The organism is Myroides oncorhynchi (assembly GCF_020905415.1).
In the GTDB taxonomy this organism is placed as follows: Bacteria; Bacteroidota; Bacteroidia; order Flavobacteriales; family Flavobacteriaceae; genus Flavobacterium; species Flavobacterium oncorhynchi_A.
Genome location: NZ_JAJJMP010000001.1, coordinates 781788 through 807643, shown reverse-complemented (window position 1 = coordinate 807643; position 25856 = coordinate 781788). Strand labels below are relative to the sequence as shown.

The 25856-nt window shown below is 35.2% G+C and carries 21 protein-coding genes and 2 tRNA genes; 14 read left to right on the top strand and 9 right to left on the bottom strand.

Features of this window, described 5'->3' with window-relative positions; genetic code table 11:
• The first annotated feature begins 29 nt into the window (after positions 1-29).
• From porL to LNQ81_RS03525, 5 genes are read left to right on the top strand one after another with little or no spacing between them, the layout of a single operon-like run.
• Complete coding sequence (porL, locus tag LNQ81_RS03545; protein ID WP_229944801.1) at positions 30-698, top strand: type IX secretion system motor protein PorL/GldL; 669 nt, start codon at positions 30-32, stop codon at positions 696-698.
• Between the two features lie 27 nt (positions 699-725).
• A complete protein-coding gene (gene porM, locus LNQ81_RS03540; RefSeq protein WP_229944800.1) occupies positions 726-2291 on the top strand; it encodes a type IX secretion system motor protein PorM/GldM in 1566 nt (521 codons plus the stop codon).
• Between the two features lie 37 nt (positions 2292-2328).
• A complete protein-coding gene (gene porN, locus LNQ81_RS03535; RefSeq protein ID WP_229944799.1) occupies positions 2329-3216 on the top strand; it encodes a type IX secretion system ring subunit PorN/GldN in 888 nt (295 codons plus the stop codon).
• Positions 3217-3274: 58 nt separating this feature from the next.
• Positions 3275-4336, top strand: coding sequence for an NAD(P)/FAD-dependent oxidoreductase (locus LNQ81_RS03530; RefSeq protein ID WP_229944798.1), 1062 nt, complete (start codon positions 3275-3277; stop codon positions 4334-4336).
• Between the two features lie 12 nt (positions 4337-4348).
• Complete coding sequence (locus LNQ81_RS03525; RefSeq protein ID WP_229944797.1) at positions 4349-6262, top strand: ABC-F family ATP-binding cassette domain-containing protein; 1914 nt, start codon at positions 4349-4351, stop codon at positions 6260-6262.
• 156 nt (positions 6263-6418) lie between these two features.
• Here the strand turns inward: LNQ81_RS03525 and LNQ81_RS03520 are convergent.
• Positions 6419-6491, bottom strand: a tRNA-Met gene (locus LNQ81_RS03520).
• Positions 6492-6800: 309 nt separating this feature from the next.
• Here LNQ81_RS03520 and LNQ81_RS03515 point away from each other — a divergent pair.
• Positions 6801-7244: a hypothetical protein gene (locus LNQ81_RS03515; RefSeq protein ID WP_229944796.1), complete on the top strand. Its 444-nt coding sequence runs from the start codon at positions 6801-6803 to the stop codon at positions 7242-7244.
• A 137-nt stretch (positions 7245-7381) separates the two neighbouring features.
• On the opposite strand, the gene LNQ81_RS03510 is transcribed toward LNQ81_RS03515, so the two are convergent.
• Together LNQ81_RS03510 and LNQ81_RS03505 are read right to left on the bottom strand one after the other, a co-directional pair.
• Positions 7382-7454: transfer RNA gene (locus LNQ81_RS03510), tRNA-Met, on the bottom strand.
• A gap of 76 nt (positions 7455-7530) precedes the next feature.
• Complete coding sequence (locus LNQ81_RS03505) at positions 7531-8187, bottom strand: CatB-related O-acetyltransferase (RefSeq protein WP_229944795.1); 657 nt, start codon at positions 8185-8187, stop codon at positions 7531-7533.
• Positions 8188-8345: 158 nt separating this feature from the next.
• Between LNQ81_RS03505 and era the strand changes: the two genes are divergently transcribed.
• From era to LNQ81_RS03490, 3 genes are all read left to right on the top strand, one after another.
• Positions 8346-9233, top strand: coding sequence for a GTPase Era (era, locus tag LNQ81_RS03500; RefSeq protein ID WP_229944794.1), 888 nt, complete (start codon positions 8346-8348; stop codon positions 9231-9233).
• A 67-nt stretch (positions 9234-9300) separates the two neighbouring features.
• On the top strand, positions 9301-10611 hold the full coding sequence (gene der / locus LNQ81_RS03495) for a ribosome biogenesis GTPase Der (protein ID WP_229944793.1): 1311 nt from the start codon (positions 9301-9303) through the stop codon (positions 10609-10611).
• 60 nt (positions 10612-10671) lie between these two features.
• Positions 10672-13416, top strand: a complete 2745-nt coding sequence (locus LNQ81_RS03490) for a TonB-dependent receptor (RefSeq protein WP_229944792.1) — start codon at positions 10672-10674, stop codon at positions 13414-13416.
• A gap of 279 nt (positions 13417-13695) precedes the next feature.
• Here LNQ81_RS03490 and LNQ81_RS03485 read toward each other — a convergent pair whose 3' ends face one another.
• The 5 genes from LNQ81_RS03485 to LNQ81_RS03465 are packed head-to-tail and all read right to left on the bottom strand — an operon-like array spanning position 13696 to position 16884.
• Positions 13696-14523, bottom strand: coding sequence for a TPM domain-containing protein (locus LNQ81_RS03485; protein ID WP_229944791.1), 828 nt, complete (start codon positions 14521-14523; stop codon positions 13696-13698).
• Between the two features lie 6 nt (positions 14524-14529).
• Positions 14530-14970: a TPM domain-containing protein gene (locus tag LNQ81_RS03480; RefSeq protein WP_229944790.1), complete on the bottom strand. Its 441-nt coding sequence runs from the start codon at positions 14968-14970 to the stop codon at positions 14530-14532.
• Positions 14971-14981: 11 nt separating this feature from the next.
• A complete protein-coding gene (locus LNQ81_RS03475; protein ID WP_229944789.1) occupies positions 14982-15566 on the bottom strand; it encodes a LemA family protein in 585 nt (194 codons plus the stop codon).
• Positions 15567-15577: 11 nt separating this feature from the next.
• Positions 15578-15907: a MerR family transcriptional regulator gene (locus LNQ81_RS03470; protein ID WP_229944788.1), complete on the bottom strand. Its 330-nt coding sequence runs from the start codon at positions 15905-15907 to the stop codon at positions 15578-15580.
• On the bottom strand, positions 15907-16884 hold the full coding sequence (locus LNQ81_RS03465) for a M23 family metallopeptidase (protein WP_229944787.1): 978 nt from the start codon (positions 16882-16884) through the stop codon (positions 15907-15909). The genes LNQ81_RS03470 and LNQ81_RS03465 overlap by 1 nt, the downstream gene beginning before the upstream one ends.
• Before the next feature lie 223 nt (positions 16885-17107).
• Between LNQ81_RS03465 and alaS the strand changes: the two genes are divergently transcribed.
• From alaS to LNQ81_RS03450, 3 genes are all read left to right on the top strand, one after another.
• On the top strand, positions 17108-19735 hold the full coding sequence (gene alaS / locus LNQ81_RS03460) for an alanine--tRNA ligase (protein WP_229944786.1): 2628 nt from the start codon (positions 17108-17110) through the stop codon (positions 19733-19735).
• A gap of 215 nt (positions 19736-19950) precedes the next feature.
• Positions 19951-20907 (top strand): GSCFA domain-containing protein, encoded by a 957-nt coding sequence (locus LNQ81_RS03455; RefSeq protein WP_229944785.1) that lies wholly within the window; start codon positions 19951-19953, stop codon positions 20905-20907.
• Between the two features lie 2 nt (positions 20908-20909).
• Positions 20910-21542 carry a DUF4230 domain-containing protein gene (locus LNQ81_RS03450; protein ID WP_229944784.1) on the top strand — a complete coding sequence of 211 codons (633 nt, stop codon included), beginning with the start codon at positions 20910-20912 and terminating at the stop codon, positions 21540-21542.
• On the opposite strand, the gene LNQ81_RS03445 is transcribed toward LNQ81_RS03450, so the two are convergent.
• Positions 21537-23288: an aromatic amino acid hydroxylase gene (locus LNQ81_RS03445; protein WP_229944783.1), complete on the bottom strand. Its 1752-nt coding sequence runs from the start codon at positions 23286-23288 to the stop codon at positions 21537-21539. The two genes, LNQ81_RS03450 and LNQ81_RS03445, sit on opposite strands and share 6 nt — an antisense overlap.
• Positions 23289-23537: 249 nt before the next feature.
• Here LNQ81_RS03445 and LNQ81_RS03440 point away from each other — a divergent pair, with 249 nt between their 5' ends.
• Together LNQ81_RS03440 and LNQ81_RS03435 are read left to right on the top strand one after the other, a co-directional pair.
• On the top strand, positions 23538-24650 hold the full coding sequence (locus LNQ81_RS03440; RefSeq protein ID WP_229944782.1) for a hypothetical protein: 1113 nt from the start codon (positions 23538-23540) through the stop codon (positions 24648-24650).
• A 69-nt stretch (positions 24651-24719) separates the two neighbouring features.
• Complete coding sequence (locus LNQ81_RS03435) at positions 24720-25841, top strand: hypothetical protein (RefSeq protein WP_229944781.1); 1122 nt, start codon at positions 24720-24722, stop codon at positions 25839-25841.
• Positions 25842-25856: the final 15 nt, after the last annotated feature.

The following is a 25856-nucleotide window of genomic DNA, read 5'->3' as shown; positions in this document are numbered from 1 at the left end:
AAGTAAAAAAATAAGAAAGAAAGAAAGCTATGGTAATACCAAAAAGAGTGATGAACTTCTGTTATGGAATAGGAGCATCAATAGTAATCGTCGGTGCATTATTTAAAATTACGCACATGGAATTCGGACCGTTAAATGGTAACAATATGTTAACTATAGGTCTATTAGTAGAGGCGTTTATTTTCTTCTTATCTGCGTTTGAGCCAGTTGATGACGAACTAGATTGGGCAAAAGTATATCCAGAATTAAAAGATGGTAAAGCAAGAGAAGTTAAAGTTGCAAAACAAGCTGTAGCTGCAGAACCACAAGATACAGAAGGAATGCTTTCTAAAAAGTTAGATCAAATGTTGAAGGATGCTAAGATTGACGGTGAGTTAATGAATAGCTTAGGAAACAGTATTCGCAACTTTGAGGCAGCTTCTAAAGAGATGTCTCCTACAGTTAATTCTGTTGCTTCAACACAAAAATATGCACAAGAGATGACATTAGCTGCACAGCAGTTAGAGTCTTTGAATATAGCTTATAAAGTACAACTAGAAAGTGCAAGTGCGAATGCTGAGATTAACAAAGCAGTAGCAGAAAACAATGCTCAGTTAAAAGAGCAAATGCAAGCATTAACAAACAATTTAGCGTCATTGAACAACGTTTATGGTGGAATGCTTTCTGCTATGGGTGGTGGAAACAGAAATGCTAATTAGTTTATAATTTAAAAACATTATAAGGTAATGGCACAACAAAAATTGACACCTAGACAAAGGATGATTAACCTTATGTACCTTGTGTTCATCGCAATGATGGCTCTTCAGGTATCTACAGAGGTTTTATCAGCTTTTGGAGTAGTGAATGAGAAATTTGAGGCTGCTAATGATAATGCAGTTAAGAATAATGAAGGGTTACTTTCAGGTTTAGAAAAGAAAGCTGAGGATGATCCTACGCGTTTTAAAGAGCCTTTTAAGAATGCTCAGCAAATTGCTAAAATCACAGAAGAGTTTTATGCTTACATTGGTAGTGTAAAGCAAAAAGTATCTGCTCCTTTTGAAGGTGAACGTACAGAAAATGGAAAATTACCAGCTGAACGTATGGAAAAGGGTGAGGTATTAGATAACCTTTGGTTTAAAGGGGATAAATATTCTGCTGAAGGGGATGCGTTTGTTACAGAAATTGAGAAGTACAAAAAAGCACTTACTGATATTTTAACAAAAGATGTCAAATTTAAATTTATTGTGGATGATATCAACAGTAAGTTTGATTTAGGTGAAGTAGTGGATGGAGAAGGTGTAAAAAAGAAGTATTTAGATTACAACTTTAAGAAATTCCCAGCTATCGCTTCTTTGACTAAGTTATCTACTATGCAGAATGATGCTAAGATAATCGAGTCTGAAATCTATAATGCTTTTATGGGGAATACCCTTAGTAAAGCAGCTTCTATGAAGAATTACCAAGCAATTGTAGTGGCTGAGAAATCAACATTATTCGCTGGTGAAGCTTATAAAGCAAAAGTAGTTTTAGGACGTTATGATAAATCAACTGTCCCTACTAAAGTTGTAGTTAATGGTCAAACAGTGGACTTGTCTAAAGCATTAGTTGATGGACAAGTGCAAGTTGGGTTTACGGTAGGTAATGTAGGAGAACACCAGATAGGTGGTAAGTTTACATTTATCGAGGATGGACAACCTGTAGAGATTGATATCAAAGGTAGTTATGTAGTAGTACCTAAACCTAATTCGGCTAATATATCAGCTGATAAGATGAATGTTGTGTATCGTGGTGTTTCTAACCCAATTACAGTTTCATTCGCTGGTATTTCTAATGATAAAGTTGTGGCTTCAGCACCTGGCTTAAGTAGTCTAGGAGGAGGGAAATACACATTGAGACCACAAGGAGGTAGAGAGGTTGTTATTAATGTAACAGGAACTTTACCTGGAGGACAACAAGTGTCAGATCGCAAGGTGTTCCGTATTAAAGATATTCCTGCACCAAGAGGTACGCTGCGTGGATCTTCTAATGATAAGGGACCAAGAGCTAATCTTGAAGTTATCACAGTTAACGCTTCATTAGATGACTTTGACTTCGATTTAAGCCTTACAGTTACAGGTTTCGTTGTACAAGTGCCAGGACAACCAAGTATCGTGGTAAGCGGAAATAGAATGAACGATAGAGCTAAAGCAGCCATTCGTAGAGCTCAGGCTGGGGATGTTGTTGTAATATCTGATATTAAGACTCGTCTAGATGGTGTAAGTGATTACGCGTTAAAGAAAACAGCACCTTGTACTTACGAAATTACGCAATAGTTTGCCTAGAAATTATAAGAAGAAAATTTTGAAGAATATGAACTGGAAGAATTTTTCACTATATATAGTGTTTACGATGTTTTCAATAGGAGCTTTTGCTCAGACTAACCTATTGAATGTTAAATCTGCTGCGGATATTGGTATTGTACCAATAGAACAAATTTTAATTAGAGCAGAAGGACCTATTCCTTATGGATTTGTTCGTGAGAAGGATATCTTATTTGGTATCAAAGTTTGGGAGAATATTTCTTTAGCTGAAAAAGCAAATGAAATGTATTTATATCCTTTGGATGAATATACAGAAGGAGGAAATAAACCTCTTTTTAAAGTACTATTAGACGGAATAAAATCTGGAGATATTGATGAAGTATATGATGATAGTGATTTTAAGAATAAGCGTAACTTAAAAGATATTCAAGATTCGTTCGTTAAAATAGATACTTTAGATGCAGGTATTGAGTATTTAAATGCAGGAGAACAAGTTCCTGCTGAGTATATCCAAAGAACAGAACTTACAGCTGCAGATGTAAAAGAGTATCATATTTTAGGGATGTGGTTTTTTGACAGAAACGAAGGTCAGTTAAAATATAGATTGCTTGGTATTGCTCCGGTTGTAGCAGATTTGTATACAAAGGGATCAGCTCGTGAGAATTATGTGGAATTGTTTTGGGTTTTCTTTGCAAATGCTCGAGAAGTTTTGTTCCAAAACTATGCGTTCAATGCTAAGAATCCACTTAATCCAATCAACTTTGATCACTTGTTAAACTCAAGAAGATTTAGTGCTACTATTTACAAAGCAGATAATCAATACGGAAACCGTAAAATTGACGATTATATCAAGAATAATGATTTAAAACGTTTATTTGAAGGAGAAAGAATTAAAGAATTGATTCGAAACCTTGAAGATGATATGTGGAATTACTAATTTTGTAGTTTCTAATTTATTAAGCTCTTATCTATTAGATTAGGTAAGAGCTTTTTTAATGCTTATAGGTATGGTAGATTATATTGTAGTTGGAACTGGTTTGGCAGGGATCTGTTTTACTGAGAAACTTGCATCTGAGGGTAAGACCTTCGTAGTAATTGATAATGAACAACGCTCTTCGTCTTTAATGGCTGGTGGGATGTATAATCCAGTTGTTCTAAAGCGTTTTACAGATGTGTGGAAGGTAGAGGAGCAGTTAGAGATAGCAATGCCTTTTTATGCTGCTTTAGAAGATAAATTGGGAGTTCAGTTTATGTTTGAGATGCCTTTGTATAGAAGATTGTTATCTGTAGAAGAACAGAATAACTGGTTTCACGCAGCTGATAAACCTAATCTAGAGAAATTTCTTAAGCCTAAGTTAGTTAGGGAAGATGTAAACGGGGTGAAGTCTCCGTTTGGCTTTGGAGAAGTAAGTTCTACAGGGTATGTAGAGACCAAAACGTTGATAGGAGCTTACAGAACTTATTTGTCTTCGATAAGCAGCTATAGACATGAAACATTTGATTATGATCAATTAAGTTATACTGAAGATAGTGTTACTTATAAAGATATTGAGGCGAAGCATATTGTATTTGCTGAGGGATTTGGTATGTTGAATAATCCTTTCTTTAAAGATCTGCCACTTGACGGAACTAAGGGAGAAGTGTTATTAGTTAAGATTCCAAATCTAAACATCGACTTTATCCTTAAGGCGAACGTGTTCTTGATTCCTATTGGTGATGACTTGTATAAAGTCGGAGCTACTTATGATTGGGAGGACAAGTCTGATACGCCTACAGAAGAGGGATTAAAAGAGCTTATAGAAGGATTAAAAGACGTTGTGGAATTAGACTTTGAAGTAGTAGCTCATAACGCTGGTGTGCGACCTACAGTGAAGGATCGTAGACCATTATTAGGAAGAAGTAGAGAATCAGCAAGAGTTCATGTTTTAAATGGACTGGGAACTAGAGGTGTTCTTTTAGGTCCTTTCCTAGCTGATAAATTATATAATAATATTGAAAATGCTATGGTGTTAGAAGAGAATATCTCTATCCATAGATATAAGAAGTTTAAATTTTAGTACAATCTAAGTATGTTAAATATACACAATCTATCAGTTTCTTTTTCTGGTGAGTATTTATTTGAGAATGTGACATTCCGCATCGGCGCAGGTGACCGAGTGGGGTTAGTTGGGAAGAATGGAGCTGGTAAGTCCACTATGTTGAAATTATTATCAGGAGATTTAGAACCTGATACGGGAAGTATGGCTATTGAGAAAGAGCTCCGTATCGGATTCTTAAGACAGGATATTGAATTTACACCTGGTAGAACTGTACTAGACGAAGCTTATCAAGCTTTCGTAGAGATCAAGAAAGTCGAAGCAGACCTTGAAAAAGTTAATATTGAATTAAATGAGCGTACAGACTATGAGTCTGAAAGTTATAGTGAGTTAATCGAGAAGCTAAGTGACTTGACGCATCGTTTTGAGATTATCGGAGGATATAACTACGTGGGTAACACAGAGCGTATCTTAATAGGTCTTGGTTTTAAGCGCGAGGATTTTAATAATCAGACGGATACTTTCTCAGGGGGATGGCGTATGCGTATTGAGTTAGCGAAGTTATTATTGCAAGATAATGATTTGCTACTTCTGGATGAGCCGACGAACCACTTGGATATCGAGAGTATCATTTGGTTAGAACAATTCTTAAAAGCTTATGCTGGAGCAGTAGTGATTATTTCCCATGATAAGATGTTCTTAGATAATGTAACTAACCGTACGATAGAAATATCATTAGGTAAGATATATGACTTTAATAAGCCTTATTCGCAGTATTTAATACTACGAGAAGAGCTTCGTGAGATGCAATTAGCTTCTCAAAAGAATCAAGCGAAGAAGATAGAGGAGACTGAGAAACTTATCGAGAAGTTTAGATATAAAGCTACAAAGGCTTCTATGGCGCAATCTCTTATCAAGAAACTTGATAAAGTAGAGCGTATAGAAGTAGATGAGGATGATAATGCGGTAATGAATATCTCATTCCCTGTAAGTATTGATCCAGGAAGAGTAGTTCTAGAGATTGATAAAGTAACGAAGCGTTATGGGGATAAAGTTATCTTTAAAGATATTGATTTATTAGTAGAGCGTGGAATCAAAGTAGCATTCGTGGGACAGAATGGTCAAGGTAAATCTACGTTAATCAAAGCTATAATGGAGGAGTTTGAATACGATGGTACTATTAAGTTAGGACACAATGTTCAGTTAGGATATTTCGCACAGAATCAAGCAGATTACTTAGATGGTGAGAAAACTGTACTAGATACAATGTTAGATGCAGCTACTGATGGTAATCGTGTGAAGGTGCGTGATATGTTAGGATCGTTCTTGTTTAGAGGAGATGTTGTAGAGAAGAAGGTTAAAGTCCTTTCAGGAGGTGAGCGTAATAGACTTGCGTTATGTAAGATGTTGCTTCTTCCTATCAATGTGTTGCTGATGGATGAGCCGACGAACCACTTGGATATTAAGTCTAAGAACGTATTAAAGAAAGCGCTAGAGAACTTTAAAGGGACTTTGCTATTAGTATCTCACGATCGTGATTTTCTTCAGGGGTTAACACAGTTAGTTTATGAGTTTAAAGATCAAAAGATAAAGCAATACTTAGGTGATATCAATTACTTCCTAGAAGAGCGCAATGCACAGAATATGCGTGAGATTGAGAAAGTAACTGTTGCTCCAGTGGCTAAAGCAGTAGTAGTGGAGGAGAAGAAAGTACCTGTGTCTTATGAAGATCAAAAGAAGCAAAAAACACTTCAAAATAGATTGAGCAAGATAGAGAGTGAAATAGCTGAACTTGAGAAGAAAGTAGCTAAAAATGATGAACGCCTAGCTGTAGAATATGAAAAGCTAATGGCTGATGCTAGTTTCTTTAGTGAATACGAAAAGAAAAAAACTAAGATAGATGCATTAATGACTGAATGGGAAGAGATTCAAGAGCAGTTATCGTAGATATAATAAATAGTAGAGCCGTTATAGACGGCTCTAGTTTTATCCAATAAAAAAAGGGATTACGTTAAGTAATCCCTTTTTTTATAAAATAGGCGTAATAAAGTTATATTATTTCAAGAAAAAACCACTTCATATTATGAAGTGGTTCTCACTTAGTAGCGGGAACAGGACTCGAACCTGTGACCTTTGGGTTATGAGCCCAACGAGCTGCCTACTGCTCTATCCCGCGCTATTGTGGTACAAATGTACAACCAATATTCGATTTGACAAAATGGAACAAGTTGCAATAATCTTACTAATCGACTTTGGTTGTTAATATTTGTTTAGGTAAAATGGTTTTTGTTTAGGCTTTTTTGTATTGTTTTATTTCTTTAGTTATAATCTGTTTAGTGTGTTAGGGTATAAGGCAGTAGATAGGGTGTGTAAGTGTTGTTTGTTAATTAATAAGGGTATTAAATTATTATTTTGTGATTTATTTAGTATTTTAGTCGCTGTAATAATCAATTTAGACAAATTAATATCGTCATTTTATCGACTTATGAAGAATATAGAAAGAACTTTCCAAATCATTAGTTACTTACAGTACCCGTTTATGTTATTGGCGTTGTTTTATTGTGGCAAATCTATTTATGACATTTTTGTTTTAGGTATTAAAGATACCTTTCTACCAAATTTTAATACCGCTTTAATGTTAATGGGGATTGGAGTGAGTTTTTCTGCGTTGCAGGATTCAACGAAGACTCAGAATAACTTCTCAAAAAAGATATGGCAGAATAAAAAGAAGGGAGCTATCGGGTTGTTATTGATGACTTGTATGGTTTTGTTCTTTTTCGTAGCAGGAGGAATTGGCTATTTTACTGCGACGAGCAGTATTTTAGAAGAGATATCTATCGGGTTGATAGTCTTAGGTATTGGATATATGGGGGTGCTTAGTGTAGCGATAAATATGTATAAGTATCAACAAAGTTTACTAGAAGAATAGGTGGTCGCCTAATCTTATCAGTTAGTATTCGTTACTATTTACTCCGCTTTGCTTAGTTTAGCTCAGTTTTGTAAGAATATTTTCTGTAAAATTAAAGCATAAAAAAAAGCCACTTCGTTAGAAGTGGCTTGACTTAGTAGCGGGAACAGGACTCGAACCTGTGACCTTTGGGTTATGAGCCCAACGAGCTGCCTACTGCTCTATCCCGCGTTATTGTGATGCAAATATAGAACGAATATTCGGAACTCACAAACTAGTTATCGAAATATTTTAAAGTTTTTTGCTATTAGATATCCTGTGAAGCTTGATTGTACCTATGATGAGCATCTATTAGTGATTCGATATCATTGGAACATAGTTGCTTAAGTAGTTTGTTTAGCTTTTCTTCTTGCCACTCATATATTTTTAAATCAATCAAGTTTTTTATTGTTTCTTCTGAGAATCGCTGTTTTATTGGCTTGGCTGGGTTACCTGCTACTATAGTATAAGGGGCCACATCCTTTATAACGACAGCTCCTGAGGCAATAATAGCGCCTTCACCTATCTTAATGCCTGGCATAATCATAGAACGCATTCCTAACCAAGCTCCATCACTAATGATTGTGTTCCCCTTAGCTTGATATGATTCTTGTATTGTCTCACTAAAGGGATATAGGCTAAACCAATCTGTGCGATGAGTATTATTGCCTCCCATTAGGATTACTACTTCTGCTGCTATACAGACGTGAGATCCTATATATAGCTGATCGATATGCCATAGAGGTTTCCAAGTCTGAAGACTATAGTCATCTCCATATAAGTATCTCACAACACTTTCTTCAAAGTTACCTGACCAAGCATTGCTATAATAACTTGTTGTTCCTTTAATATGTATGTTTGGATTCTTCACTGTTTCGTGTAGATATTCTACTTTAGACCAATGTTTATTATGCTCTTCTGTCATAGTATTTGCTCTTTATTTTTGTCCTTTTACTTATATGTTGCAATATATTCAATGAATATTTAAAACTTAAATATATATAAAGTGTTGTTATAAATATTATTTAATTTTTCCTATGTCATTGATATAAGCTACCTTTGCCACTGAAAAAATTAAATAATATGACGCATAAAGCTGGTTACGTTAACATTATTGGTAATCCAAATGTAGGTAAATCAACACTAATGAATGCTTTAGTAGGAGAGAGATTGTCTATCATCACTTCTAAAGCACAGACAACTAGACATAGAATATTAGGTATCGTGAATGGAGATGATTATCAAATCGTATTCTCTGATACACCTGGTATTATTAAACCTGCATACGAATTACAAGAGTCAATGATGGACTTCGTTAAATCTGCTTTTGAGGATGCGGACGTATTGATTTATATGGTAGAGATAGGGGAAAGAGAGTTAAAAGATGAAGCATTCTTCGCTAGAATTAACAACTCTAAGGTACCTGTGATGTTGTTACTTAATAAGATTGACAAATCTAATCAGACTCAACTGGAAGAACAAATAGCGCTATGGGGAGAGAAAGTTCCCAATGCAGAGATATTCCCAATTTCTGCGTTAGAGAAGTTTAATACACAGGCTGTGTATGAACGTATCATCGAGTTATTACCTGAATCACCACCTTATTTTCCTAAAGACTCTCTTACAGATAAGAATGAGCGTTTCTTCGTGAGTGAGATTATTCGTGAGAAGATATTGCTTAATTATGATAAAGAAGTACCATACGCAGTAGAGGTAGAGACAGAAGAGTTCTTAGAAGATGAAACTATTATCCGTATTAGAGCAGTTATTATGGTAGAACGTGATAGTCAGAAAGGAATTATCATCGGACATAAAGGAGCTGCGCTTAAACGTGTAGGTATCACTGCAAGAGAAGAGATGGAAAAATTCTTCTTAAAGAAAGTACACTTAGAGCTTTTCGTGAAGGTGAATAAAGATTGGAGATCTAACGACTATCAATTACGTCGTTTCGGATATAACCAAAAGAAGTAAGGAATAGTAAAATAATCAGTATAATATCGCATTGAAACACTAACTTTGCGACATATTTAAAATATTTATGAGTAGTATAGTAGCCATAGTTGGTAGACCAAACGTAGGAAAGTCAACCTTTTTTAATCGTTTGATTCAAAGAAGAGACGCCATCGTAGATTCGGTTAGTGGAGTGACACGTGATAGAAACTACGGCAAGTCGGAGTGGAACGGACGTGAGTTCTCAGTGATAGACACTGGAGGATACGTTAAGGGTTCTGACGATATTTTTGAAGGTGAAATTAGACATCAAGTTACCCTAGCGATAGAGGAAGCTGATGTAATAATATTTGTAGTAGATGTAGAAGAAGGTATCACACCTATGGATGCTGAAGTAGCCCGTCTATTGCGCAAAGAGACTAAACCTGTATTAGTAGCTGTTAATAAAGTAGACAGTTCTAAACGTATGAATGATACTTTCGAATTCTATAACTTAGGATTAGGTGAGGTATTTCCTATTGCTAGTATTAGTGGTAGTGGTACAGGGGATTTATTAGACGAAGTAATTAAAGCTTTACCTCCAGAGGAAGAGAAAGATGAAACTGAAGAGGAGTTACCACGTTTTTGTGTGGTAGGTCGTCCTAATGCAGGTAAATCTAGTTTTATCAATGCACTTATTGGAGAAGATCGTTATATTGTTACTGATATAGCTGGTACTACACGTGATGCTATTGATACGCGTTTTACTCAGTTTGGTTTTGACTTTAACTTAGTAGATACTGCGGGTATCCGTAGAAAAGCAAAAGTAAAAGAAGATCTTGAGTTCTATTCAGTAATGAGATCTGTGAGAGCTATTGAGCACAGTGATGTATGTATCTTGATGATTGATGCTACACGTGGTTTCGAAGGACAAGATCAAAGTATATTCTGGTTAGCTGAGAAAAACAGAAAAGGTATCGTAATCCTTGTTAATAAATGGGATTTAGTTGATAAAGATACAATGACTGCTAAACAGTATGAAGATAGAATTCGCGAAGAAATAGCGCCATTTACTGATGTGCCTATCATATTTACGTCTACGATCACTAAACAACGTTTATTAAAAGCGTTAGAAACTGCTGTAGAAGTATATCAAAATAGAAAAGCGAGAATTTCGACTTCTAAATTTAATGAAGCAATGTTGCCTGTAGTAGAGCAGACGCCACCTCCAGCAATTAAAGGAAAATATATCAAGGTAAAATATTGTATGCAATTGCCTACACCTACGCCGCAATTCGTATTTTTTGCTAACTTGCCACAATATATCAAAGACCCTTACAAACGATATATCGAGAATAAGTTAAGAGAAATGTACAACTTCAGTGGTGTGCCTATTGAGATTTATTTCCGTCAAAAATAGTAGATAATATATTTTATATAATCAAGCGGTCTTTGTGTACTAACATTGACCGCTTTTTTTATGAGAAAATTTCTGAGCTTACTTCTAGTAATATCCTTTGTGAATGCCTATTCACAAAGTACGGTGAATATGACTGGAACTGTACTAGATAGCCTTAAGAAACCTATTGAGGTTGCAACTGTCTATCTTTCTAAAGAGCGGGATTCTAGTCTGGTAGAGTACACGATGACAGATGCAAAAGGAAATTTTAAACTTGCATTTAATAAAGTAAGTGAGCCTGTGCTATTTAAAATTTCGATGATTGGATATAAAGACTTTACCAAGAAGTTTGATAAAGGTATATCGGAAGATATTGATCTTAAGATACTTATTCTGAACGAATATGGCAACCAGCTTGATGAAGTAGTTATTGTGGCTGAAGCTCCGCCTATCCGCATAAAGAAAGATACCTTAGAGTTTAATGCTTCTTCTTTTAAAGTCCGCCCTGATGCGAATCTAGAGGAACTATTAAAAAACTTACCAGGTGTACAACTTGATGAGAATAAAAAGATAACTGTCAATGGTAAACCTGTCAATGAAATACTTGTGAACGGTAAGCCTTTTTTTAATGAAGATGGAGCTGTTGCTCTAGAGAATCTTCCCGCTGAGATTATAAAGAAAGTTCAAATAACGGATAAGAAGACGAAGAGAGAGAAATTCACAGGCGAGAAAAGTCGATCTGATGATGCGAGTATTAATATCACAATAGACGAAGATAAGAATAAAGGGCATTTCGGAAGAGTTTCTGGAGGATATGGAACCGATGATCATTATGAGAGCGGACTGTTCTTAAACACCTTTAATAAGCATAGAAAAGTCAGTTTGATCGGTTCTGCTAATAATATTAATGCAGTAGGATTCTCTATGGATAAGGTCTTTGATAATATGCGAACTGGTCGTTCTCGTGGAGGATTGACAGAGTCACGTATGTTTGGACTTAATTTTGTAGAGGATGTGTCTGATAAATTAAAGGTCAATGGTAGTTATGATTATAACTTCGCAGAGACAGAACAGGCGAATAAATCTTCGAGTACTAAGTTCTTGCCTTCAGGACAGTTTAGTACAGATTCTAATTCTGCTTCACTAGGAGGGAACGAAGGGCATAGAGGAAATGTATCTATTGACTATACAGGAGAGAAAGACGCTTTTTATTTTAGTCCTCATTTTAGTAAAGATCACACTTTCTCTAATAGTAATAGTGATCAAATGTCTTTTGACGAGAAGGGTGATAAATTAAATAGCAGTACTTCTACTAATTCATCTACTGGGAATTCTATTAGTTTTGGGAGTTCAGCTCGCTATACTCGAAAACTTAAGCAGAAAGGGCAATATTTTAGTGTTGAGATGAATAATTCTAATCAGAACTCTACTCATGATGCATTGAGAGAGTCGCTAACTCAGTTCTACCAATCTGAAAAGGTAGATGATAGGCGTAGACAGTATAGACAAGATTATAGTACAACAGATAATTATGGTATCTCTGTAGAATTTACACAGCCTATCACAGACTCGTTAAGTGTCTCTGTAGGTACAGAGTGGAGTAGAAGACAGAGTATAAATGACCTTCAAGTATTTAATTACAATGAGAAGGAACAAGGATATACTGATCTGAATATATTAGAAACGAATAGATATACGACCATAGGTAACACAGTGTCGCCTTATGTGAATTTTGCTCTTAATAAGAATAAGTATAATGTTAATGTAACTACGAATACCCAAATAGTTAAGAATACTGCTACAGCTCTTTATAATGAGAAATGGTATGATTTAGATACACGTTATGTAAATCCGAATGTGAATGCGATGTTTAATTATCGCTTGTCTAAGGATAACAGTTTATTCGCTATCTATCGTTATAATGTTTCTTATCAGAGTGCCAATCAGCTCTTAGATATTACAGATATTTCTAATCCATTAAGCACTACGATAGGTAACCCTGATCTTAAACCGACAGGACAGCATAATGCTAATGTTAGTTATCGCTCTTATAACTTCCAGACTAGAGCAGGATATAGTATCTCAGGAAATCTGAGTGTATATGATAACAGTATCGTAGGCTCCGTGATTTATGATGAAGATAAGAAGGCTATTTCTACCTATAAGAACATTAATGGTAATTATCAGTGGGGAGTAACGGGAGATTGGTTTAAGAATAGCAAGTGGGGAGAACACACATTGAGATACGGTATTATGCTTAGATATAATCAAACAGTGAGTAACGGTTATATAGATGGAGCTACTTATACTGCTACTAGTAATACAATAGGCCCCCGTGTGTATCTAACGTATGATTATGGCGAGTGGTTATCCATCAAGCCATCTTATAACTATAATCACAATAGTACCAATTATACAAACTTCTCTGTGGATAAAGCGTCTAATTTTACTCATCGATTTAATATACAGACGACTTCCTATTGGCCAAAGAAAGTAACTTTCGGTAACGACTTTGCTTACAATTTTAATTCGCAGATTGCTTCTGGCTTTAAGAAAGACTTTTATATGTGGAATATCAGTTTAGCGTATGACTTTTATAAGGATAAGTTTAGTGCTAAGGTAAAAGTATATGATGTGTTAAATCAAAATACTAGTAGTACTCGTACTATCGACCCCATGCAGATCGTAGATTCAGAGAGCTTAGTACTTAAGAGATACGCGATGTTCTCTATTACTTATAAACTAAATGAGTTCGCAGGAACTAAAAATAAAGGCAATAAAGGGAGAATGGGAGGAAGTAGACCGATGAGAGTGATGAGTTATTAGATTGTAACAAATAATAGAATTAAATAAAACAAGAGGGTGATGACTGCAAAAACAGTTGTAATCCTCTTGTTTTTTTATTTGATGTTGAGTGAGTCTATGATGAGTCCATAGTGAGTCCATAGTGAGTCCATTAAAACAACCTTTTTAATGCTGTCAATATGGATGCACGATGTTGTTAATATGTAATGATTAGAAATGTACTAGTATAAAAAAAAGCAGGTAATATAAACTCTGGTTGAGAGCTATATTACCTGCTTATGTATTATTTGTTTAAAATGTTTACCAGCTACCGCTAGATCCTCCACCAGAGAATCCACCTCCGCCAAATCCGCCTCCAAAGCCACCGCCTCCTCCGCCGAATCCACCACCTCCACCGAAGCTACCTCCGCCTCTGCTACTTCCACTGCCAAGGCTACTAAGAACTAAGATGTCAAGTAGGGTACCTGCTACATTGCGATTGCGGGAGTTACCGCCGCCACCGCCTTTATTGTTCTTGTTACTAGAGATAATAGCGAATACGATCATAAAGATAATAACACCTAAACATACAAGACCTCCTATACTATTCTCTCCATCTGAGCGAATAGTCTTATCTGCTTGATAAGTTCCAGTTAGTAATTCGAATACTGCATCAGTACCTTTATCAAGTCCAGCGTAGTAGTCGTTTCTTTTAAATTCAGGAATAATGATATTACGGATGATTTCTCCTCCTTGTCCAGCTGTTATCTTATGTTCTACACCATAACCTGGATAGATACCTATCTTGCGTTCTTTAGCAGCCATTAAGATAACGATACCATTGTCTTTTCCCTTTTGGCCGATTCCCCACTCTTGTCCCCATTTAGGTCCTAGCATACCGATATCTTCTCCTTTAAGGGATGGAATGGTAATTAAGACTATTTGGGTAGAAGTAGAGTCACTATACGCTATTAATTTTTGTTCTAATTGTTGTTTTTGATTTGTATCTAAGATTGTTGCATAGTCATATACTGAAGTCTGAAACGATGGTTTCTCAGGTACGTCAAATTGAGCATAAGTGAATTGTGATAATAGCAAGGCTATAATCACTAATATGAAATGATATGCTTTTAATATTAGCTTGATCATTGGTGTTTATGCTTTAGATATTTCGTTTGGTAATTCGTTTTTATTTTCGTCAGAAGAGGGGAAATGAACTTTTAGTTGGCTTCCTGCTTTAAGAATACCATAGATTAGACCTTGTTTAAATAAGCCTTGCTTAAAGTGGTTAATCACTAGTTCTTTTGTTCCTTCCCAGAAATTCTCTACTTTGACTTTATCATCTATTCCTTGATCTCCTAATATCACGAAAGCTTTAGAGGTCGTACAGATGTAGAATAACACACCATTTCTAGCAGCAGTTTTATCTATTCCTAGTTCGAAGAATACCTCTTGTGCTCTCTCGTATGGAGGCTTTTTAGATGTAGTCTCGATGTGTACTCTTATTTCTCCAGAAGTGTTCTTCTCTGCTTGCGTTATTGCTAGCACGATTTCCTCTTCGTCTGTCTTGGTTAGATAGTCTCTTAGCCCGCTCATAGTTGATTAGATTAGAATTTTACTTCAGGAGCTTTCTCTGATCCAGCTTCAGCTTGGAAGAAAGGTCTTTCTTTATACTCACTTAAGAACCATTTAGCAGGTACTTTTAATACATAACCATTGTATGCAGCTACAGCATCGTTAAAACGAGTACGTTGCGTTAAGATTTGGTTTTCAGTACTAGCTAGTTCGTCTTGTAGTTTTAAGAAGTTTTGATTTGCTTTTAAGTCAGGGTACTTCTCTACAGTTACTAATAAACGACCTAAAGCACTAGATACACCAGATTGTGCTTGTTGGAACTCTTGTAATTTTTCAGGAGTCATATTCGTTGGATCTACAGTTACTGAAGTCGCTTTAGCACGAGCATTAACTACTGCTTCTAGTGTTGATTTTTCGAAGTCAGCAGCACCTTTTACAGTGTTTACTAAATTACCAATAAGGTCAGTTCTACGTTGGTAAGCACCTTGTACATCAGCCCAAGATTTGTCAGTAGCTTGTTTATAAACTAATGCAGAGTTGTTATAGTTCATTGACATCATAAAATATCCACCAACTAGGACAACTAATACGATAATAATAGGTAACGCTTTTTTCATTTCTTTTTTATTTAGAGTTCATTTTTAATATTTAGTAGAGCAGTTTTGATTCCTTCTAACTTTTGTATAATCTCAAAGTTATCCATAATATCTTTAGCATTTTTTTTCATGTGTTCTTTTGCACCCTCTAATGTGAAACCTCTCTCTTTAACAAGGTGATAGATAAGTTGTAAATTTTGCACATCTTGAGGAGTGAACATACGATTTCCCTTAGCGTTTTTTCTAGGTTTTATAATATCAAATTCTTTTTCCCAGAATCGCAATAAAGAAGTATTTACGTCAAATGCTTTTGCTAGTTCACCAATACTATAGTATCTTTTATCAGGTAAGTTTAATTCCATTAGTCAAGTGATTGATTTTCTTGGTTAGCTTCTTGAGATAGAAGTTCAAATTCTTTAGCAGAGATTTCTCCATAGTAGTAGTTCAGTGGATTGACTACGTTCCCTTGGTAGTGTACCTCATAGTGTAAGTGTGGACCAGAACTTCGTCCTGTACTACCAACATAACCAATGATATCACCTCGTTTAACTAATTGTCCAGCCTTAGCCTGATATTTACTTAAGTGAGCGTATCGAGTGAGATATCCATATCCATGATCGACCTCGATAAGATTTCCATATCCTGATAATTCATTATTAGCACGTATCACTTTACCATTACCTGTAGCATAAATAGGAGTTCCTACTTCAGCAGAGAAGTCCATACCAGAGTGAAATTTCTTAATTTTCGTAAAAGGATCGCTTCGGTAACCATATCCTGATGCCATTCTCTTTAAGTCTTCATTTTTGACTGGTTGTATTGCTGGAATAGATGATAGAAACTCTTCTTTTTTCTTAGCTAGAGCGATGATATCGTCTAGTGACTGCGATTGAATAGCTACTTGCTTTAGTAGTTGGTCCATCTTGACATTTGTTTCCGTTAATAGTCGTTCATTATTTAATCCAATAAATGTGCGATATCGATTAATCCCTCCAAGGCCTGATTTGCGTTGTTCGTCTGGAATAGGAGCTGTATTAAAATAGGCTCTGTAAATATCATTATCTCGAACTTCTAATTCATCTAAAACTTCTGCGATAAGATCAAGCTTCTTGTTTAGAAGAGTATAATTCGTTTTGAACTCAGCTATTTCTCTTGCTTGCTTCTTTTCTTTAGGAGTTTGGAGGATATCACTGTTAATTAAAAAAATCAATCCCATTACACCAAAAATAGCCGCAGTAATGATAAATAGGAGTATATTTCCTAGTTGTTTAAACTTTTTAGGACGTATTTTTAGAAACGCTAATTTTTCAGGGTCGTAATAATATTTTACCTTAGCCATATTTTAAAAAAACCACTATTTTTGCACTATCTTTTTGAACCTTCTTAGAAGGGATGAAGTTGGTTAGATAACAAATTTAAAAAATGTTTTCGTTATATCAGTAATTTAAGTGTCAAAGAGAATAAAATAAAGTATAGTTATTCGTTAATTTATAATATGTTTAACAAGTAAGCGACTAACTTAATAATAAGAATATAAAAGAATAATTTAGTTTCCAAAGGATATGAAATCACAAGAAATTCGTCAGAAGTTTTTAAGCTTTTTTGAAGAGAGAGGTCACATGATAGTGCCTTCTGCGCCGATCGTTCTAAAAGACGATCCAACATTAATGTTTAATAACTCTGGGATGGCCCAGTTTAAAGAATATTTCTTAGGAAACGCCAAGCCTAAAAGTAACCGTATCACTGATACACAGAAGTGCCTTCGAGTATCAGGTAAACACAATGACTTAGAAGAGGTAGGTATTGATACTTATCATCATACGATGTTTGAGATGCTTGGGAACTGGAGTTTTGGAGATTACTTTAAAGAGAAAGCGATTAATTGGGCTTGGGAGTTGTTAACTGAAGTTTATAAGATTCCTAAAGATATTTTGTACGTTACTGTATTTGAAGGTAGTGAGGAAGAGAATGTCCCTTTCGACCAAGAAGCTTATGATATCTGGAGTGGTCTAATCGGTAAGGATCGTATCCTTATGGGTAATAAGAAAGACAACTTCTGGGAAATGGGAGATCAAGGACCTTGTGGACCTTGTACTGAGATACACGTAGATATCCGTAATGCTGATGAGAAAGCACTTATTCCTGGTCATGAACTAGTGAATGGTGATCACCCACAGGTAGTAGAGATATGGAACAACGTATTTATGGAATTTAACCGTAAAGCGGATGGTTCATTAGAGAAACTTCCTGCTCAACACGTAGATACAGGTATGGGATTTGAACGTCTATGTATGGTGCTTCAAGGTGTACAGTCTAACTATGATACAGATGTATTCTCTCCGCTTATCGCTAAAGTATCTGAGCTGACAGGTGGTAAATACACGATGAAGGCTAAGGATGAAGAAGAAGAGAAGATAAATATCGCTATCCGTGTAATTGTTGACCACGTTAGAGCTGTAGCATTTGCTATTGCTGACGGACAGTTGCCTTCTAATGGAGGTGCAGGATATGTTATCCGCCGTATTTTACGTCGTGCTATTCGTTATGCATTTACTTTCTTAGATAAGAAAGAACCGTTTATCTATCAGTTAGTAGATGTATTAAGCGCTCAGATGGGTGAGTTCTTCCCAGAAATCACTAGTCAAAAAGACTTAGTAAAGAACGTAATTAGAGAAGAAGAGGCATCTTTCTTAAGAACGTTAGATCAAGGCTTACACTTATTAGATAATGTAATCGCTCAAACAGAAGGTAAAGTAGTTTCAGGAGTGAAAGCTTTTGAACTATACGATACATTCGGATTCCCTATTGACTTAACTGCTCTTATCTTAAGAGAAAGAGGATTTGAGTTAGATGAGGCTGGATTTGACGCTGCGATGTTAGAACAAAAAACTCGTTCTCGTGCAGCATCAGAGGTATCTACAGACGACTGGAGTGTATTAATACCAGGTAACGTAGAACAATTCGTAGGATATGATCAATTAGAGAATGAAGTAAAGATTACACGTTTTAGAAAAATAGATAGTAAAAAAGATGGTAAGTTATTCCAAATCGTATTAGATGCTACTCCATTCTATCCTGAAGGAGGAGGTCAAGTAGGAGATAACGGAGTGTTGGTATCTGCTAATGAAACTATCGAAGTTATCGATACAAAGAAAGAGAATAACTTAATCTTACATATCGTTAGAGAGCTTCCTGCTAATGTAGAAGCATCATTAGTAGCAAAGGTAGACGTAGATGCACGTAAACAATCAATGGCTAACCACTCTGCAACGCATTTATTACACCAAGCGTTGCGTACTATATTAGGTACACACGTAGAGCAAAAAGGTTCGCTAGTATCACCTACGCACTTGCGTTTTGACTTCTCTCACTTTGCTAAAGTGACTGAGGAAGAGCTAGCACAAGTAGAGGCTTTCGTTAATGATAGAATCCACGATCACTTGCCTTTAGTAGAACGCAGAAGTATTCCGATGGCTCAGGCTATCGCAGAAGGAGCTATGGCTTTATTTGGTGAGAAATACGGTGATGAAGTACGTGCTATTAAGTTTGGTGAGAGTATGGAACTATGTGGAGGAACCCATGTAACAAATACTAGTGATATCTGGCAGTTTAAAATAGTAAGTGAAGGAGCTGTAGCAGCTGGTATCCGTCGTATTGAGGCGATTACTAATAAAGGAGCTCGTCAGTTCTATACTGAGCAAGAGATCTTGTTAAAAGAGATTAAGATGGTATTAAAGAATCCACAAGATACTTTAAAAGCTGTAGGAACTCTTCAAGATGAAAATACTAAGCTTAAAAAACAAATAGAGCAGTTATTAAAAGAAAAAGCAAAGAACTTAAAAGGCGACCTTAAAGGTCAAGTCCAAGAAGTGAATGGTATCTCTTTCTTAGCTGTAGAAGTTGATTTAGATGCTTCAGGCGCTAAAGATTTAGCGTATGAGTTAGGGAATGAATTTTCTAACTTATATGTATTATTCGGAAGTGTGGCAAATGACAAACCGATGTTGACTTGCTATGTATCTAAAGATGTAGTAGAAAGCAAAGGACTTAATGCTGGTACTATCGTACGCGAGTTAGGTAAATATATCCAAGGTGGAGGTGGAGGACAAGCGTTCTTCGCTACAGCAGGAGGTAAAAACCCAGCAGGTATGGCAGAAGCTATAGCACACGCTAAAGATTACTTAAAATAGTGATATACATAAAAAAGATTCTCAGTAGAGAATCTTTTTTTATACAACCTTAAATACGCAGAAAACGTTTAAACGAGAATAAATTATACTAAACAGAGTAAAATTTGATTAAAGCACACTACAGTGTGGTTTTAGAGCTAATTGAAGCTATGTGAAGTAGAATTAATTCGCAGTAAATGGTAGTTGTGGATTTAAGGTTCAAGAGATAATAGGATATGAAGTTTAGTACAGTCGTGCCCATAAAAGAGGCAAAAGATAGAATTAAGTATGACGATAAGATCTTGTCTATAGGATCTTGTTTTGCTGTTAATATAAGTGATAAGCTTAAGAACTTTCAGTTCCAGAGTGTGGTGAATCCATTCGGTATTCTGTTTCACCCGATCGCGATAGAGCGTGTGATAGAATATGCTGTTAATGGACACGAGTTCACAAGTGAAGATGTGTTTTGTCATAATGAAGTATGGAGTAGCTTTATTGCCCATTCGGATTTGAATGAGTTAGACGAAGAGGATATTGTGACGAAACTAAATGTAAAGCTGTTTGACTTGCAGACTGCTCTAAGAGAGAGTACATTCTTATATATTACACTTGGGACGGCTTGGGTGTATGAGCATATAGAGTCAGGCATGGTAGTTGCTAATTGTCATAAAGTAGCTCAGAGTAACTTTAAGAAGAGATTACTTTCTTATGATGAAGTATATGCTAGTCTATCTAATATTATTAAATTAGTAAAGACAATCAACCCTATGATACAAATAGTCTTTACAGTCTCTCCTGTGAGACATTTTAAAGATGGTATCATAGAGAATCAGAGAAGTAAATCTGTCCTGTTTGCTGCACTTCACGATGTGTTAGATCAGCAGAATGAGGGAACTGTAAGTTACTTTCCGTCTTATGAGATCGTGATGGATGAACTGAGAGATTATCGCTTTTATAAAGCAGATATGCTGCACCCTAATGAACTAGCAATAGATTATGTATGGGAGCGTTTTAATACTATTTGGATTCATCCAGATATGTATCCGATAATGCAAAAGGTAGATGATGTACAGAAAGGTCTAAATCACAGACCATTTAACCCTACGGCAGAACAGCACTTAGCATTCTTAGATACATTAGTAGAGAAAATAGATTACTTGTTAGAGAAATATCCATTTATGAGTTTTAGATAATTATGAGAAAGTTGTTACGTGTAGTTTTCGGAATATTTGTAGTGCTCTTTTTTATGTTTTCAGGAGTAGTAGTGTATAACTACCTAGTGAAAGGAAAGAGTGATGATATGCAATATAACACTGCCCTGATCCAAGAGCAGTTAAAGAATGTGAGCAAATTAGTGGTGACAGAGGCTACTTTCTCTCAAGTGATGACTTATAAAGATCAGCAGAAGTATCTGATGAACTTGGTTTCTTTTGATAAGAAGGCTGTTGTAATCGTCAATGCTAAAGCGACAGTGTCTTATGATTTGAGTCAACTGAAATATCAGATAGATGAGAAGAATAAGGTAGTTCAGTTATTATACATACCTGAAGCAGAAGTACAGATATATCCTGATTACCAAATACTCGATGTCGAGCAGAGTAAGTTTAATCCTTTTAAAGGGGATGATTATAATAAAATTAACGCTAAGGTTAAGAAAGACTTGGAAGATAAAATAGAAAAGTCCACTTTAAAATCGAATGCAGAGAATCGACTTATAAGCGAACTTTCTAAAATATTAATAGTTACCCAAACTTTAGGTTGGAAACTAGAGTATCAAGGTAATGTGATACAACAAGACAAAGACTTGGTCTTCGATATGGCTTTATAAGCTTTTATTGATTATCTCAATACCGTCTTTGATTAAATGAGCTACCTCAGGTCTGTTACTTTGAACAGATGTTAGGTGGCTCATTGCTTTTTCAGCTAATGGTGTATTAGAAGCTTTTTTAGCTAGTTCTAGTATTTCTACTGTCAACAACCAATCTGTAGCGTAATCTTCCTTTATAGTATCTAAAATAAGGTCTAGATTAGCAGCTTTATTCTCTTCTCTCATTGCTCTAACTTCTTGATATAAGTTCTCAAGCTTTATCTTCTTTTCGTCTCTCTTTGCCTTTATTGTTTGGCTAGAAGGAACGTGATTAATTAAATCAAAACTGTTGTAATCTGCAGGTCCTGAGAACGCAGAGATAACATTAGCTCCTACGGCCATATCATAAGTTCCCCATTCAGGTTGGAACAATACTTCATCATAATGCTTTACTGTACAGTCGCTGAAACTAATCAGAATAATCTTACCCTGTATATTTCTAATTCCAGTGATATTTGTTCCTGACACAGTGATACCGCCTTCAAACTCTAAGGTTACAGGTTTTCCTTCATATAGATTATAAGCTTTTAAGTCTCTAGGACTCATATCTTCGATAGCTAAGTTGATTCCTTTTAGGCGACCTAATGCAGTACCAAATCCATGAGGATGTGTATCTGTACCATGTCCTACTAGTTCTTTTTCTCTATAAGATAGAGCTGTTTTACCAATAGTCTGTACATAGGCAGGTTTGCCTTCGTGTTCGATAGCACGTGTGAATACACCTGATATTTGCAACCCTGTATTCAGTTCTATCGTACCTAAAGCTTTAGAATCAATCAGTTTGTTTATTCCCATTAAACCTCCTTTTCTTAAAGCCATCTTATTTGCGAACTCTTCTAGGACTTCACTTAGGTAAGCAAAGTCAGGTGTTACATATAGCTGAGGTTGAGGTTTAGTAATATCAAAACCTTGAAAAGCTGCCTCTATGCTATAAGGAAGTTTCTTTACATTGTCAGTCATACACCAAGCACTCTCTCCAATAGAAGATAACAATCCTGCTCCATATATCTTTGGGGCTTCAGGAGTTCCTATTAGACCATACTCAACAGTCCACCAGTGAAGATTGCGTATTAACGCCATTTCAGAAGGTTCTTCTGTTAGATTCTGTAGATAATCTACTTGCTCTTCTGCTTTTTTGATTTGGTCAGAATCTACACCCTCAGCCTCTTTAAGAATAGACAGTAGTCGGATAGCTTCATATATTTCATAATCTCTACCTGAAGAAATAGCTTTACACCCTATCTCGCCAAATCGTCTTAAGTATTCAGCATACTCTGGATTAGCGATAATAGGTGCGTGCCCTGCTCCCTCGTGTATAATATCTGGTGCGGGTGTGTATTCTATATTTTCTAATTGTCTAATATCTGATGCAATAACAAGTACTTTATAAGCCTGAAACTCCATAAAGGCATTAGGTGGTATAAAGCCATCTACTGCTACAGCAGTCCAGCCTATTTCTTTTAATATTCTATTCATCCCATACATACTTGGGATACTTTCTATAGAAATACCTGTTTTAGCTAGACCTTCAAGATATGATTCGTGAGCGACTTTAGATAGATAATCAACATTTTTACGCATTACATATCTCCATACAGCTTGATTGATAGGTGTATAGTCTTGATAGCTCTGCGGCTTGATAAATTGTTTCAAATGCTGTGGTAATCTTTCGATCAAGTCGTTACTTTCATATTCTTGTGTTTTCATAAATGAAATTTGTTATTGTTTGATGTAAATATAATAAAAACAATGAATCAATTAAGCTTAGAATTAATATCAAGTCTAAGCTGTTGATTTTGTTTTTTTAAGATAGTAAGTCATAACATGATATCCTAGCTATTTGAATAGTGTTAAAGTAAATAAAATTTGTTTGAATAGGTTTAGTAATAGATTTGATAGGTTTTGAATGATATTGTTATTTAGTAATCACTAATTAACCAATATAAATATAAAATTATGAAAAAATTATTATTGTTTTTTTCTGGGTTTTTATTAGTTCTTTCTGCATTTTCTTGTAGTGAGGACAATACACCAGATGACACAATACAAAAAGAATTGTTTGTGATAATTCCTAAGAATGCAATAAGTGTAGGTAGTTCAGTATCACTTAAGGCTGTAGATAGGGAAAGTAAAGAAGTTTCTGATGTTGATTTTTATGTTGATGAAACAAAAATTACCAAAGAGCATAAATTTGACAAGCGCGGTATATATAATATTGTTGCTAAAAAAGTAGGGTATATGAATAGTACACCTACAGCTATCATGGTGGGAGATGTTGTATCTCAAAAGTTAGAACTAGCAGTGACTAGTATAGATATTACAGTTAGAGAAGAGGTTGAGTTTAAAGTTTCTTTAGGAGGAAAAAGCATTTCAGGTTACTATATTGAGGCTATTGATAATGGATTACTAAGTGGAAATAAATGGAGTAGCAATGTTCCAGGTACATTTAAGTTTTTTGCATTTAAAGAAGGTTGTTTTAATAGCGAAGAAATTATCATCACTGTAAAACCTAAAGAAATTAAAGACAATCAGGCTTTCACAGTCAATGGTAAAAAGTATGGTGTAGATAAAGTATTCTTATATGTGGATGTAAAAGAGGAAAATCAGCAGCAACCATATTTTTATAAAACCGAGAAAGGAGATACTTATTTACTTTATAATCTTCATGCTTTTGATGATCAGACTGCTCTATGTACTTATCAATTTGCCGTATTTACTCCTAACAATAAAGAGGTTTTCGTTTTGCCAAGTGAAGTTAATCCTTCAGATGTGGTATTTATTGGGGGGATTGCTGTGCTAGAAGAAACTGTAGTTTTAAGTTATGGAGTTTCTAGATTTGATAAGAATTGGGTAGAATGGCAAGCTCCTTTTGATGGTCCAAGTAAAAAACCAGGTAAGATTAAGTATGGTTTCAAATCTAAAGATGGAAAACTAGGTCTTAATTATGAAGGAGAATTCTTTGGTCTATTGCCTCAGCCTGTAAAGAAAAGAATAAGTAATAGCACGCTAGAGGAACCTAAGTACGGAGAAGTTAGGTTAAATAATTTGAAAGTAACTCCAATAAAGTAACGTCTAGGATACAACTGTAAGTCAATTTTTAGTAATTGATTTTAATACTCAAATTTAAATTTAAACAAAATGAAGAAGTTATTTATATATTTTTCTATTGCCATCTTCTCTTTAATTGCTATTTCATGCAGTAAAGATGATGATAAAATAGATGAGACCTCTTTGAAGGAATTGTTCGTTAAGTTGAATAAGAAGACAATTGTTCCAGGAGAGAAAGTTGTTTTTAAAGCTGTAGATATTCATAATAAAGAAGTGCTAGGAGTAGACTTCTATGTTAATGATGCGAAAGCAACAAATGATTATGATTTTAACAAAGAAGGAGTTTACTCAATTGTAGCAAAGAAGCAAGGGTATAAGGCTAGTTATCCTGAGAATCTAATGGTCGGCAATGTTATTGATTTAAAATTAAAACTTGTGGCTAATAAAAGTGAAATTATAGCAGGTGAAGAAGTGAGCTTTACTGTTACATCTGGTGGAAAAGTGGTTACAGGTTTTTATATCGAACAGATTGGCTCAGGGCTATTATTGTCAGAAAAATGGACTGCTCATAAAGCGAGTACTTATAGCTTGTATGCTTTCAAAGGTGGATATGTAAAGAGTGAGGTAATAACTATTAAAGTAAATCCTAAAGAGATTAAGGATGATAAAAGTTTTGTAATCAATGGTACCAAATATGGTGTAGAAAAGGTGCTTTTAGTAGCTGATGCAAAAGACGAAGGAAGTGATAAACCAATACCATATTTATATACAGATATAACAAATGGAAAGAAATATCAAGTATTTAGACTCTATGCTATAAATTATCAATCTCAAGCAATAGGAATTTATACGATGGGGGTTTATGTGTCTAATGAAAAAGATTTTGTTTTACCTAGTAACGCTAATCCAGCTGACGTGTTTCCTCTTGGTGGAATTGGAGTTGTTGGAGATAAAGAAGTTATTAAGTTTGGCAAAGAGGGTATTGATCGTGCTTTTTCAAATTGGTTAGCGCCTTTTGATGCAGTAAATGAAAGACCAGGTAAGATAAAATATGAGTTGGTTTCGAAGGACAAGAAATTAGAAGTGAAGTATGAAGGTGATTTTTATGAATTGTCATTTTTTCCTATTAAAAGTAATGTAAAAAATATTTCTTCAAATAAGAAGCAAGAATATTTAGGTTTTAGTGAACTTCAAAGAATAGATTTTAAATAATAAGTGTAAAGAAAT

What these genes read in the sequence shown, in the direction of transcription:
- porL (WP_229944801.1), top strand. Translation starts at nt 30, where the DNA reads ATGGTAATACCAAAAAGAGTGATGAACTTCTGTTATGGAATAGGAGCA.
- porM (WP_229944800.1), top strand. Translation starts at nt 726, where the DNA reads ATGGCACAACAAAAATTGACACCTAGACAAAGGATGATTAACCTTATG.
- porN (WP_229944799.1), top strand. Translation starts at nt 2,329, where the DNA reads ATGAACTGGAAGAATTTTTCACTATATATAGTGTTTACGATGTTTTCA.
- LNQ81_RS03530 (WP_229944798.1), top strand. Translation starts at nt 3,275, where the DNA reads ATGCTTATAGGTATGGTAGATTATATTGTAGTTGGAACTGGTTTGGCA.
- LNQ81_RS03525 (WP_229944797.1), top strand. Translation starts at nt 4,349, where the DNA reads ATGTTAAATATACACAATCTATCAGTTTCTTTTTCTGGTGAGTATTTA.
- LNQ81_RS03515 (WP_229944796.1), top strand. Translation starts at nt 6,801, where the DNA reads ATGAAGAATATAGAAAGAACTTTCCAAATCATTAGTTACTTACAGTAC.
- LNQ81_RS03505 (WP_229944795.1), bottom strand. Translation starts at nt 8,187, where the DNA reads ATGACAGAAGAGCATAATAAACATTGGTCTAAAGTAGAATATCTACAC.
- era (WP_229944794.1), top strand. Translation starts at nt 8,346, where the DNA reads ATGACGCATAAAGCTGGTTACGTTAACATTATTGGTAATCCAAATGTA.
- der (WP_229944793.1), top strand. Translation starts at nt 9,301, where the DNA reads ATGAGTAGTATAGTAGCCATAGTTGGTAGACCAAACGTAGGAAAGTCA.
- LNQ81_RS03490 (WP_229944792.1), top strand. Translation starts at nt 10,672, where the DNA reads ATGAGAAAATTTCTGAGCTTACTTCTAGTAATATCCTTTGTGAATGCC.
- LNQ81_RS03485 (WP_229944791.1), bottom strand. Translation starts at nt 14,523, where the DNA reads ATGATCAAGCTAATATTAAAAGCATATCATTTCATATTAGTGATTATA.
- LNQ81_RS03480 (WP_229944790.1), bottom strand. Translation starts at nt 14,970, where the DNA reads ATGAGCGGGCTAAGAGACTATCTAACCAAGACAGACGAAGAGGAAATC.
- LNQ81_RS03475 (WP_229944789.1), bottom strand. Translation starts at nt 15,566, where the DNA reads ATGAAAAAAGCGTTACCTATTATTATCGTATTAGTTGTCCTAGTTGGT.
- LNQ81_RS03470 (WP_229944788.1), bottom strand. Translation starts at nt 15,907, where the DNA reads ATGGAATTAAACTTACCTGATAAAAGATACTATAGTATTGGTGAACTA.
- LNQ81_RS03465 (WP_229944787.1), bottom strand. Translation starts at nt 16,884, where the DNA reads ATGGCTAAGGTAAAATATTATTACGACCCTGAAAAATTAGCGTTTCTA.
- alaS (WP_229944786.1), top strand. Translation starts at nt 17,108, where the DNA reads ATGAAATCACAAGAAATTCGTCAGAAGTTTTTAAGCTTTTTTGAAGAG.
- LNQ81_RS03455 (WP_229944785.1), top strand. Translation starts at nt 19,951, where the DNA reads ATGAAGTTTAGTACAGTCGTGCCCATAAAAGAGGCAAAAGATAGAATT.
- LNQ81_RS03450 (WP_229944784.1), top strand. Translation starts at nt 20,910, where the DNA reads ATGAGAAAGTTGTTACGTGTAGTTTTCGGAATATTTGTAGTGCTCTTT.
- LNQ81_RS03445 (WP_229944783.1), bottom strand. Translation starts at nt 23,288, where the DNA reads ATGAAAACACAAGAATATGAAAGTAACGACTTGATCGAAAGATTACCA.
- LNQ81_RS03440 (WP_229944782.1), top strand. Translation starts at nt 23,538, where the DNA reads ATGAAAAAATTATTATTGTTTTTTTCTGGGTTTTTATTAGTTCTTTCT.
- LNQ81_RS03435 (WP_229944781.1), top strand. Translation starts at nt 24,720, where the DNA reads ATGAAGAAGTTATTTATATATTTTTCTATTGCCATCTTCTCTTTAATT.